The organism is Kiloniella sp. (assembly GCF_965205715.1).
Taxonomy (GTDB): Bacteria; Pseudomonadota; Alphaproteobacteria; order Kiloniellales; family Kiloniellaceae; genus Kiloniella.
The window spans coordinates 257367-269389 of sequence record NZ_CBDBHW010000001.1; the positions used below are offsets into that span (position 1 = coordinate 257367).

The 12023-nt window shown below is 47.4% G+C and carries 8 protein-coding genes and 1 pseudogene; 4 read left to right on the top strand and 5 right to left on the bottom strand.

The genetic code is table 11. The features are described from left to right. Positions 1–15 precede the first annotated feature (15 nt). The 4 genes and pseudogenes from ACOGW3_RS01300 to ACOGW3_RS01315 form a co-directional block, all read left to right on the top strand. Positions 16–141: pseudogene (locus ACOGW3_RS01300) on the top strand (hypothetical protein); the annotation flags it as partial. Between the two features lie 81 nt (positions 142–222). Beyond that, a complete protein-coding gene (locus ACOGW3_RS01305; RefSeq protein WP_419901300.1) occupies positions 223–1104 on the top strand; it encodes an Ig-like domain-containing protein in 882 nt (293 codons plus the stop codon). 70 nt (positions 1105–1174) lie between these two features. Then, positions 1175–2407, top strand: a complete 1233-nt coding sequence (locus ACOGW3_RS01310; protein WP_419901301.1) for an ISL3 family transposase — start codon at positions 1175–1177, stop codon at positions 2405–2407. Between the two features lie 30 nt (positions 2408–2437). Continuing rightward, on the top strand, positions 2438–5794 hold the full coding sequence (locus tag ACOGW3_RS01315) for a VWA domain-containing protein (protein WP_419901302.1): 3357 nt from the start codon (positions 2438–2440) through the stop codon (positions 5792–5794). 199 nt (positions 5795–5993) lie between these two features. Here ACOGW3_RS01315 and ACOGW3_RS01320 read toward each other — a convergent pair whose 3' ends face one another. From ACOGW3_RS01320 to ACOGW3_RS01340, 5 genes are all read right to left on the bottom strand, one after another. Next, positions 5994–6260 (bottom strand): hypothetical protein, encoded by a 267-nt coding sequence (locus ACOGW3_RS01320; RefSeq protein WP_419901303.1) that lies wholly within the window; start codon positions 6258–6260, stop codon positions 5994–5996. 225 nt (positions 6261–6485) lie between these two features. Then, positions 6486–7502, bottom strand: a complete 1017-nt coding sequence (locus ACOGW3_RS01325; RefSeq protein WP_419901304.1) for a trypsin-like serine peptidase — start codon at positions 7500–7502, stop codon at positions 6486–6488. A 61-nt stretch (positions 7503–7563) separates the two neighbouring features. After that, complete coding sequence (locus tag ACOGW3_RS01330; RefSeq protein ID WP_419901305.1) at positions 7564–9657, bottom strand: HD-GYP domain-containing protein; 2094 nt, start codon at positions 9655–9657, stop codon at positions 7564–7566. Positions 9658–9745: 88 nt separating this feature from the next. Further along, the gene (locus ACOGW3_RS01335; RefSeq protein ID WP_419901306.1) at positions 9746–10453 is read right to left on the bottom strand and encodes a transglutaminase-like cysteine peptidase; all 708 of its coding nucleotides are present in this window, start codon (positions 10451–10453) and stop codon (positions 9746–9748) included. Between the two features lie 214 nt (positions 10454–10667). Further along, a complete protein-coding gene (locus tag ACOGW3_RS01340) occupies positions 10668–11996 on the bottom strand; it encodes an HlyD family type I secretion periplasmic adaptor subunit (RefSeq protein ID WP_419901307.1) in 1329 nt (442 codons plus the stop codon). Positions 11997–12023 lie beyond the last annotated feature (27 nt).

A 12023-nucleotide genomic window follows, 5' to 3' on the forward strand; every position in this document is an offset into this window, starting at 1 on the left:
CACGGTAACCTGACGATCAACCTTGATGGTACTTACTCTTACGAGCTTACTTCTGCGCTTAATCACGATACGACGACACCGAGCGATATCTTTACGATCAGTGTTGTTGATGCGACAGGTGATGAAGTTACAGGTAACATCACAATCAGCATTACAGACGATGGCCCGATTGCTAAGTCTGACATTGACAGTGTTGCCGAGCTTGGCAGTACAACAGGTAATGTGATTTCTGGTGTTGGCGATGCTGATAGCGCTCTGTTGGCAGATACAGAAGGAGCTGATGGCGGTATTACCGTTATTGGGGCGGCTAAAGGAGATGTTGGAGATCAATCCATCCTTCCAGCTTCTATCACAGGTGATTATGGAACGTTGGTTCTTGGCTCCGGTGGTACTTACACCTATACGCAGACTGTTGTTGTCAGTGAAGACAAGTCCGATGTGTTTACCTACACAATTGAAGACGCTGATGGCGAAATTTCCACAACAACGTTGACGATCAACATTGTTAACAACACGGATATTCCAACGCTTGATGTCAGCAATGGTTCTGTTGATGAAGCCGGACTTTCTACAGGCAGCACACCAAGTGCTACGAGTGAGTTCACTGGTCCACAAGACCTTGGTATTGACGCCAATGGTGAGACTTTCACAATCAGTGTTGGTGGAGTTGTTGTTATTGGAAATGGCCAGGTCGTTATAGGTACCCACGGTAACCTGACGATCAACCTTGATGGTACTTACTCTTACGAGCTTACTTCTGCGCTTAATCACGATACGACGACACCGAGCGATATCTTTGCGATCAGTGTTGTTGATGGGACAGGTGATGAAGTTACAGGTAACATCACAATCAGCATTACAGACGATGGCCCGATTGCTAAGTCTGACATTGACAGTGTTGCCGAGCTTGGCAGTACAACAGGTAATGTGATTTCTGGTGTTGGCGATGCTGATAGCGCTCTGTTGGCAGATACAGAAGGAGCTGATGGCGGTATTACCGTTATTGGGGCGGCTAAAGGAGATGTTGGAGATCAATCCATCCTTCCAGCTTCTATCACAGGTGATTATGGAACGTTGGTGGCTCTTCTCCGCTTTGTTGAGTAGAAAAAGATGCCGACCGCCAAGTAACCTGTTGATATGTATGGTTTCTGATAACTTTACATAGAGCAGGTATATGACAATCAACATCTCGCAGCATATTTTAGGCCTCAAAGGGCAACGTGTAAATGAAATTAAACTGGATGACGGCGGTGTTAAGATTGTCATTCACTGCAGCCGAGACGCGCGTAGGAGGGCTATAGACCCTGCTACAGGCCAGAAGGGAAGCATCAACCAGCATGTCCGCCGACAAGTAAACGACATCCCCCTTTTTGGGTATCCTTGTGTGGTCGAGATTGAGCTGGCGCAGGTTTATATTAACAAGGGCGAACGCCGCATTGAGGGGTGTGATTTTGTTGATAAAGGGTGCCGTTTCACTCACCGATTTTGCCGACTGATCAGTGGATTATGTCGGCATATGTCTATTCAAGCGGTTTCCAGACATTTGGATATACGATGGGAAACGGTCAAGAATATCGACAGGGCATACCTTATTGAAACTCTCCCTACGCTTGATCCTGCAGAGCTAACTGTCTTGGAATATATTGGTGTAGATGAAGTTGCCCGGGCGAAAGGTCATGACTACATGACGGTGGTCTACGATATGGTTGGCGGTCATCTGATCTGGGTTGAAGCAGGCCGAACTGCCGAGGTTTTTTCAAGGTTTTTGAAACAACTGCAACCAGATACAGCCTGCAAAATAAAGGCCGTAGCGATGGATATGGGGCCTGCCTACCAAAAGGCTGTCAGAGAGTCCTTGCCGTTGGCCGACATAGTATTTGACCGTTTCCACGTCATGAAAAACTACAGCAAAGCTATCCATAATCAGCGTCGACTTGAGTTCAGAAAGGCCGATCCAAGTGGTAAAGAGTTGATGAAAGGGACACATTATCTGTTGCTCAAAAATGCGGATAAGTTGAGTGAAAAACAAAGTGACAAGCTGCAAAGGTTGCTGGAGAGCAATAGCAACCTGAATGCACTTTACGTCTTGAAAGAACAGCTTCAGCTGCTGTGGAGTGCCGCTTCATTTGAGGCGATGGCGGAGCAACTGGAACGTTGGTGCCTGATAGCAGATCAGTCACAGATGCTCTATCTAAAAAAGTTCGCGAAATCCCTACGGAAACATTGTGTGGGCATCTGCAACTACGCCAAACACAAGCTCACAAGCGCCAGGATAGAGGCTGGTAATGTCAGTATAGGAATGATCCGTAAGCGAGCCAGAGGCATCAAGGATACCGAATACTTCAAACTCAAAATTAGACAATCATCCATTCCAGATAATCAATCTATGCTCTATTTGAAATCCTAAATCTACTCAACAAAGCGGAGAAGTGCCACGTTGGTTCTTGGCTCCGGTGGTACTTACACCTATACGCAGACTGTTGTTGTCAGTGAAGACAAGTCCGATGTGTTTACCTACACAATTGAAGATGCTGATGGCGAAATTTCCACAACAACGTTGACGATCAACATTGTTAACAACACGGATATTCCAACGCTTGATGTCAGCAATGGTTCTGTTGATGAAGCCGGGCTTTCCACAGGTAGCACGCCAAGTGCTACGAGTGAGTTCACTGGTCCACAAGACCTTGGTATTGATGCCAATGGTGAGACGTTCACAATCAGTGTTGGTGGAGTTGCTGTTATTGGAAATGGCCAGGTCGTTATAGGTACCCACGGTAACCTGACGATCAACCTTGATGGTACTTACTCTTACGAGCTTACTTCTGCGCTTAATCACGATACGACGACACCGAGCGATATCTTTGCGATCAGTGTTGTTGATGGGACAGGTGATGAAGTTACAGGTAACATCACAATCAGCATTACAGACGATGGCCCGATTGCTAAGTCTGACATTGACAGTGTTGCCGAGCTTGGCAGTACAACAGGTAATGTGATTTCTGGTGTTGGCGATGCTGATAGTGCTCTGTTGGCAGATACAGAAGGGGCTGATGGCGGTATTACCGTTGTTGGGGCTGCTAAGGGAGCTGTTGGCGATCAATCCAGCCTTCCAGCTTCTATCTCAGGTGATTTTGGAACACTGGTTCTCGGATCAGATGGTACTTACACCTATACACAGACAGCTGTTGTCAGTGAAGACAAGTCCGATGTGTTTACCTACACAATTGAAGATGCTGATGGCGAAATCTCCACTACGACATTGACGATCAATGTTGTTAATACGTTTGAGCCAGTAGTTGCGGATGATGTTGCAACCTATATGGCTGATGGCGATTTACCTCCGGATGTCGCTGCTCTCATTGGTACAACGGGATCAACTGGTGTGAGGTTCTTCCGTGAAATCAACATTGAACGCGGGGCCAATGATGGTCAGGCGATTACTGATGATGACACAACCAATGCTGATTTTGGTGCTTATGACCAAGGTTCCACCGATGTTGATGGGTTTGGTTATGTACTGAAATCACTACCTTCCTATGGAACACTTTGGATCTCAATTGACGGGGAACCAGCTGTTCAGTTGGCTGTTGATGATACTATTCCAAACGATCCTGATACTCGGGTGTTCTGGACGGCAACAGAAGATCAGGCAGGAACTTCAATCCAGGTTGGAGCAAGTGCTAATGATAAGCCAACAGATACAGATGGAGACCTTTATTACGATTGGAATGGTATTAAGACGTCCGGATGGGATGAAGATGGTAATCTAACAACTATTTCACATACGCTTGGAAATGGGGTGTCTGTCGGCAATTCGCAAATTGAGGAAAATGAAGCAATTCTTTTTGATTTTGGCGAAGAGGCGGTTACAGAAATTCAATTAACTCTGAAACCTCAAAACGGCGGTGAAATTGCAATTTGGACCATCTATGATGAAGCTGGAAATGTAATTGATTCTGGGGACTTTCCTGCTCCGGAAACACCTCAACCAGGAGACCCAACTTCACAGTCAACTTACTCATTTGATATCGGCGGGGCAGATTTCCATAGACTAGAAGTCGGTGTTAAAGATGGGGCAGATAATAAAAGCGATAAATTCTCTGTTAGTGATCTATCTTATAAGGCATCTGTTCCTCCTGTTGGTGTAACCTTCGATTATGAGGCTTCTAATTCCGGTGATGAAGATCTCGGGACTGTTACAATCGATGTTCGTGATCAGGATGCCCTGGTTGTTGGTAAAAATGTTGCTGACATTGATGGTGAAAGCGAAGCTCATGAAGTCGACACGACATCACCTACTGATGTTAGTGGCGTAATCACTGGTACGAGTGGCCATGATATCTTGGTCGGCGATGTCGGAGGGGGTACTCTTACAGGCCAAGTCATCAATGTTGCATTGATACTTGATATGTCAGGAAGTATGAGTACAGAAATTACTTTCGGGGATACAACGCAATCAAGATTTGCGGCAATGAAATCTGCTGTTGCTGATCTCTTAAATGAGCTGGGTTCTGATCAGAACAATATCATTAAGGTGCATTTAACAGGCTTTAATTCTTATGCATCTGCCGAAGGTACATATACTGTTACAACAACAGAGGGCCTTAATAATGCCTTAGGGTTTGTAACTGGCTTAAATAATAGCGGCGGGACTAACTATGAGGCTGCACTTGGAGCAACGAACAATTGGTTCAACCAAACAACAGGTGATGCACCACTTCAAAATGCGAGTGTGAACAAGACCATATTCATTTCCGATGGTGTACCGTCAAGATATACAGATGCCACGGATAATTACACTTCTAGTTCCAACTACGAAGGGGGAAGTGGTTTCCATACACGAGACATTGAAGATGCTCTAGGCCTCGGCAGTGATAACGTGAATGAAATTAGCTTGTTGCAAAACGTTGAAGTTAATGGTGTGAAAAATGATGTTCAAGCCATTGGTATCGCTTTGAGCAGTGATCAAGTTGATGCAACGTATGGGACTGCACTTGATATTTTAAGTCTGGTGGATAGCGATAGTACAGCGACTAACATTACGACTTCTGCTCAGCTAACATCAGTCGTGGGTGATTTAAATCCATTAAATCAGTTAGATGTCGCAGGAGATGATACAATTATCGGGAATGATGGCGATGACATTATCTTCGGCGATAGTATCTACACTGATCATCTTGGTGGTATCACGGAAGATGGGACAGGGTTTGCTGTTCTAAACGATCTCCTATCTGATACCAATGGTAGTGGTTCCAACAGCGATGAAATCGTCACCTATGTTCAGGCTAACCATGCTGCACTGGCAGTGGAGACTGTCGTGGATGGTATTGGCCGTGAAGGTGGGGATGATATCCTCAACGGCGGTGCTGGTAATGATATCATCTACGGTCAAGAAGGGGATGATATCCTGATTGGCGGTACTGGCCTTAACACATTGGTCGGTGGTACTGGTGAGGATACTTTCACACTCAGTGATTTGAGTTCTGTTGATGTTATTACTGATTTCAACGGTAATGGTGCTGGTAACGATGGTACGGGTGATATCCTTAACCTTCACGATCTCCTTGTGGAAGCAGGGCTTGATCAAGCTGCGATTGACGGATTGAATGCTGGCAACATCGATACTTATGTCAAGCTGGATTCAAATGGGACGGAAACCACGGTATCTGTTTCTGATGGTCAGGCGGGGAGCAGCTTCACAGATGTTGCCACACTTAATGGTGTTGGAATTTCTGATCAAGTCAAAGTACAGGTTGATGATGATCAAACAATTTTGATGACCACTATCTAATAGGTAGTTTGCTTGAAAATAGAAAAGGGCGTCCCTCGGGGCGCCCTTTTGTTTGTCTACAAAAATGTTGTGAGAGTTCAAAACGCTCGTATATTTGTTCTCGGCACACAAAAAGCCCCGACCAAAGAGGTCCGGGGCTTTATAGATCTTGGTATCAGAGTATGCCGATAGAACTATGTAAAAGTTTTATCGTAACCCCTTATAACTGGGTCAAAGCGTCTTCATCGTCTTCCTGCTCTTCCATCTGGGCTTTGGCTTTTTCGTCTGACTGGATTTTTTCCATGGTGTTGGCCAGTTTGATGGTGGCGTCTTTGAGCGAAGACAGGGGCATGATCAGGGTGGTTGTCGGCTCTGAGGTTAGTTTGCCGGCATTGGCCGGGTCGCGCACGATCTGACGCAGTTCAATGCGCACGTTGCCGTTCACCACGGTAATAGAGCCTACGCCATCGGTAAATATATGGTCCATGCCAATAAATTCCTTAAAAAAATAATGGTTACAATTAACCGCTACCTGTCGTTACTGCATCGCTCGTGTAGGTGACCTACACTTCGCTCTTTGTTCCTAAGTTAGCAATCAATTGTACCCATTATATGAAAATGGGCAAACTGTCTTAGGCTTAAACGAGGGGCACATATAAATACTGCGAATAAAAGTTGATCCGATCCGATAAGAGGGCAGGCACTGTCTGCCTTATTTTAAGGAGAGGATGAGATCACCGAGGAGCTGTAGTTTTGTGCGCTCTTTAGCTTTGCCTTTGGATTTGAGAAAGCGGTTTTGTGCGGCGTCTATTGCTTCGGGCTTAGCGTTACGCGGCTTGCCAAGAAGATAACCTTCGCGGGAGAGCAGGGCGGCGATGGTTTGGTTCGGAATGGCCGAGGCTTTACTGCCTGGGGCGGGCAGGGTGCCGCTGTCCCAGAGAAAGCCGAGCTTCCCGATGCTGGACTTGATATCCCGCTTGGGGGTCTTGGGATTGAACCGCAGCGCGTTGAGAGCGCCGACATAGTCGTTGACCCGACCGTTGTCCGCACTCAATCCGATGACGTTGATGCCAACAATGGAGAAGGCTTCGCGATCATAGAGCAGTAGCGGAGAGCCGCTGTCGCCATTTTGCAGGAAACACTGGTGGGCAATGCCGTCACTGTTCTTGAAGCCCTCGGGCGGTTTGCAATTGAAATCCACAGTCTGGGCATTGGGCGCACCGGCACGATAGCCTGAACTGATTAGGACCGACTGTCTGTTGCTGATCCGCTTGCGTACTTCTTTGGTCAGGCCAGATAGCTTGAGCCAACCGGTTTGGGTGCCGATGGGCTTGGTGAGTTCCAGCAGAGCCCAGTCGGTTTCTGTGTTTCGGGCAGAGGCCTCGTTCTTGGGCTTATAGCCCGCGGACTTTTTGTAGGATTTTATCTTGGAGTGGATCTTGTATTCATCGAACTGGTAACCGGCGATAAAGTGCAATTCCTGCGGGGCGAGCCACCGTCCGGTCTTGGCATCATAGATACAGTGCGCGGCGGTGAGCACATGACGATCGCTGACCATGGCCCCTGTACAGTGTGCCCGCCCGGCGGCGTTGAGCCTGCCGATGGTGCTCCAGGGGTATTCCATCGCATTGACCACCATACGCTTTTGTGCGGCGAGCTTTTGAGATGCCTGAGCCGAGGTGGTGGAGTGGGCCGCAAGGAGGAAGCCAGAGAGAAGTGTAATCGTCAAAAGGGCCACCTTTTTAAGTGGCCCTCTGGTTATCCTGTTACTGAAATACACCTGCAGGATCCTAATGCTGAATAGAGGCGATGAGCTTCTCACCCTCAACAGAATTGACCACATCACGAAGCGCATCGATAACCTTGGTATCGTAGCGATCATTGTTATCGTCGAGGATCTCTAGTGCCCGCTGAGGATCGAGGCCATTACGATAGGATCGCGGCTCAATTCTGGCGCAGAAGACATCACAGGCACCAAGAATACGCGCCGTAATCAGGATTTCATCACCTGAAAGTCCTTTGGGATAGCCTTGGCCATCCAGACGTTCGTGCATCTGCATAATGGTTTCCAGCACCGGAAGGTCAAAATCAATACCGCGCAACAGTTGCTGCGTGTTTTCCGGGTGCTTTTGGATCAGTGCCACTTCTTCCGGTGTCAAACGTTCTGGTTTGTTGAGGATGCGACGGGGAATAGCGAGCTTACCGATCTGTGACAGGTTGGATGAGACTTCCAGAGTTGCCACCTCAATCTCTGACAGGTTCATACGTTTACCGACCATGAGGGCAAAGAAAGATACCCGGCGAGAGTGACCGCCAAGGTATGGGTCGCGCAGTTCGACCGCACGAACCAGGGCAACAACCATCTGCTTGACGGCTTTTTCCTTCTTGCGTTGTTCTTCGACAATCTGGGTGACGTCCCGGTACACAGAGACGATGCCGGAAACCTGATTGTCTTCGCCGACAAAGGGCACCTTGCTGATTTGCAAATGGTGTTCCTTGTTGTTGAGGAACACGCGCTCGTTCGTGGTTACCACACCGCCATCGCTGACGGCGCGTTGATCTGACCTGGCCATTCTTGCTGCGGTTCCGGTACCGAAGATTGCCGCGTCATCCATGCCAACGATCTCTTCTTCGTCGCGGCCAACCCCCTTGGCAAAGGCGGGGTTCACATAGCGATAACTGCCGTCCACGGCCTTGAGACCAATAAAGTCAGCGATAGAGCCGTTGATTTTATCCAACAGCTGTTTTTGCGCATGGATACGGGTGGCCAGCTCTTTAAACTGTTTGGCAAGGGCGCCATTGTGTTCACTGTTAAGGCGCCACCAAAACGCAAGGAAGACCGCAGCGACGATCAGAACAACCAGCCCTGCGAATAAATAGGCGATGTTTCTAAACTCGGCGAGGCTTATTTCTGCCTGAGACCGATCGATCTCCTGGAGTACCCACAGTTGATCACCGAGAAGTTTGGCGCCGACCGAATAGACTTCCGCGCCGTTTCCACTGATGCTGGGACGCATGGCAAAGGCAAAGTGATCACCGCTTTCAGATTCCATCGTCATCTTTTTGATAAGTTCAGGTTCCTTGGGCACAATTTCCTGATATCCCGTATTGGTTATCTGTACCATGCGCGTGACCTCTCCAGTTTCAGAGAGGTCGCGCTGGGATAAAAATTCAGCAAACTTTGTCGTGACCGGAAAGGTGAGCAACATGAGACCTACGGGCTCTTCCTCGTCGGCTTCTGATTGCGCGGGCAGGACAGGCAGTAACAGATCGATGACCAGACCTGTGGAATCTTTTCGAACCGGGCCAAAGGTGACGTCCTTGCGGCCAAAGTTAGAAAGCGCCAAGGCTTTTTGTTGCAAATTAATCGGGGCCGCTCCACCACTGGTCAAATAGGCGATACCGGTCTTACCAAACAGATAGCTGGTGGTGAAATCGCTGTTGATGGTGAAGTCGGTTAATACCCGCTCCATGAACGGTAACTGTTCAAACAGGGAAACACCAAGGCTTGAATCAGGATCTTCGTCGGGAGTGGGGGGGACGATTTGGGTGAAATCCCCGCCCGCAAGGTTAACTTCATAAGCGAAGAGACGGAAGAGTTCGTTGGTTACCAGGCGGTCAGACTGGGCACGGACGGATTCCAACCAAGTCTGGATTAGCTCACTTCTGCCCGATGCCAGGATTTCCTGTCGGTCCTGTACTTTGGCGATGACTTCGTCTTTTCTGTTTTCGATAATCAATCCAGGGACGATGATCGACAAAAGAACCAAGGCACCGATGACGAGTGCACCCGTAACCATGGTCCGTTTGTTTGCCGGACGTACAGAACTCGCCATATTATTGATGGCATGGAATTCAAATTTTTCTTTACCGTTTTTCTTCATGTTCTCCGCTCTTCCCCCGCAAAGCTTTCTTGATCCCCAAGTCTTCTTCCAAGTCCGCCCCGGGAGAGAATCCATTTATCCAGCCATCTTACTTGATATGTGCCCAACGTGTCGTCGCATTCATTGAATACTGCGGCACGTAATGCCGATATTTTTTGTGGGTCAGTATCAAATTGGAAAGACTGTCCAGAATTAGGATATCGTTCTTCTCATAAATTGCCAGTACCGCATGACCAATACCACGGATCCTATCCTTTAAGATCACAATTCTCATCTCACTATCTCTGAAACCTAGTTCTTGGAGGGCGTAATATTTTGCGATGGAATAATCTTCGCAATCGCCTGATGTTCTCATGAACTGGTTAGGTGAGGCCCAGTACTCACTTACGCCATAGACTTCACTATCGAGTTTATAGGGCCATCTGTTGAAGAATTTATTTACCGTGTCGAGTTTTTGTCGACGTGACATATTCTTGGCTGAGTGAATAATCTTTCGCCAGGATTTCTGCTGAGCCGTTTTACAGTTTGCCGAGTTATTCGCGCATGAATTAAAATATTTTATTTCAGATTTGGCTTTTTTCAGTACACGTGCCCACTGTGGTAGGGCTCTAAAAGACTTGGATCTAAACTCTACCGTATTAAATAACGCTGTGCCTTTGCCTTTGGCTGCATTTGCCAGATCGCCTAGCGATTGGGCGTGAACCGAGGTCATCGGTATCGTGCTCATCAGAACAGATGCCAAAGAAGTCGCCAGGGTTACTCTTTTTAATGCTTTTACCGGGCTGAAATGGATCAACGGGTTAAATCTATCAACGGTGGCTCTCGCTCGCCAAATTTGAACAATAAATAGGGTCTTTAAAATGACGAGTAACTGCTTAATAGAGTATTAATTTTTATGGTGTGAGGCGTTAAATTTTGTCGCGTTCACGTTGTATTGATTAGGGAGTTGTTCCGAGATATGTGGCGTGCCCTTTGTCCTGAACACGCCACATAGAATTAGAGATAAATGTTTACTTTTCTCTCATCGCGGAATCGCGTGCTTTGAGGATCGGTTTTAGCAGATAATCCATAACGGTTTTCTTACCCGTCAGGATCTCTACATTTGCTGTCATCCCAGGAATAATTTCCAACTCTTTACCTTTGCTAACGATCTTGTTGTCAGCGGTACGAAGGTAAACCCGGTAAAAGCTCTCACCTTCTTCATCCTTAATGGTACTCGCGGAAATTCTTTCCAACTTACCTTCCAGGCCGCCATAGATAGAGAAGTCATAAGCTGTAACCTTAATGGTTGCTTTTTGACCCGCGCGTAAAAAAGCACGGTCTGATGGACGGATTTTGGCTTCGACGATCAAGGTGTCATCAAGAGGCACGATTTCAACAATGTCTTCACCGCCGCGAATAACACCGCCAACGGTGTTACGTTTCAGTTCTTTAATCGTACCGCGAACCGGGGAGACGATACTTGTTCTCTGAACTGTATCAACACCTGCAGAAATACGCTCTTTTATTGATTTCATTTCGGTACGAGAGCGATTTAGTTCATCTGAAACTTCAGCCTTCGTTGTCAGGACCATTTCATCGATGCGTTGTTTGGCTTCTAAAACCGCACCATCAAGACGGGGCAGACTGACACGGAGGGTTTTGATCTCTCCCTGTAAATCAGCAATCTGGCGATCGATCCGGATGAGTTCCAAACGAGGGGAGATACCTTTGTCAACCAGCGGCTTGGTAATGTTTCGTTCTTGTGTCGCAAGGTTGAGTGAGTTCTTAAGCTGGCCAATACGACTGTGAACTTCAGAAATTTCCTGCTTACGTTGGCGGGCTTGGTTTTCTAAAACCTTGATTTGTGCCGATTGCTGGCGTTTCCGTGCACCATAAAGGGCGGTCTGATCCGACACCTCGTCAGGAGCATCAGCCATTTCTGCTTCAGTATATTCTAATGGCGTATCATTAAGCTCGGCAGTTAAGCGTTTTACTGTCGCTGATAAAATACGGAGCTGGCTCGTAAGGTCATCAACACTAGAGGATGCTTGAGAGTTATCGATCCGAAGAAGGATATCGCCTTTATCGATGACATCTCCTTCTTGAACCAGGATTTCAGTGATAATCCCGCCTTCAAGGTTTTGGATGATTTGGGTTTTCTGGGCCGGGATGAATGTTCCATCCCCCCGGGTGACTTCATCAAGTTCAGCCATGGTTGCCCAGGTGCCAAATACGAGGAAAAAGAGGAAGGCAATGAAGGTTAATACATAGGCAATACGGCGCCCCTTACGAAGGGTCGCAGAGTGTAGATCTGGCATAAAAAGCAGATCTTCGTCTTTTTTAGACATGGAAGACATGATGGGCCTTTTCCTTGTGTCTTAAAT

Bases quoted from the DNA above. Each gene is read 5' to 3' on its own strand.
- ACOGW3_RS01310 (WP_419901301.1), top strand. From the start codon at position 1,175: ATGACAATCAACATCTCGCAGCATATTTTAGGCCTCAAAGGGCAACGT.
- ACOGW3_RS01320 (WP_419901303.1), bottom strand. From the start codon at position 6,260: ATGGACCATATATTTACCGATGGCGTAGGCTCTATTACCGTGGTGAAC.
- ACOGW3_RS01330 (WP_419901305.1), bottom strand. From the start codon at position 9,657: ATGAAGAAAAACGGTAAAGAAAAATTTGAATTCCATGCCATCAATAAT.
- ACOGW3_RS01340 (WP_419901307.1), bottom strand. From the start codon at position 11,996: ATGTCTTCCATGTCTAAAAAAGACGAAGATCTGCTTTTTATGCCAGAT.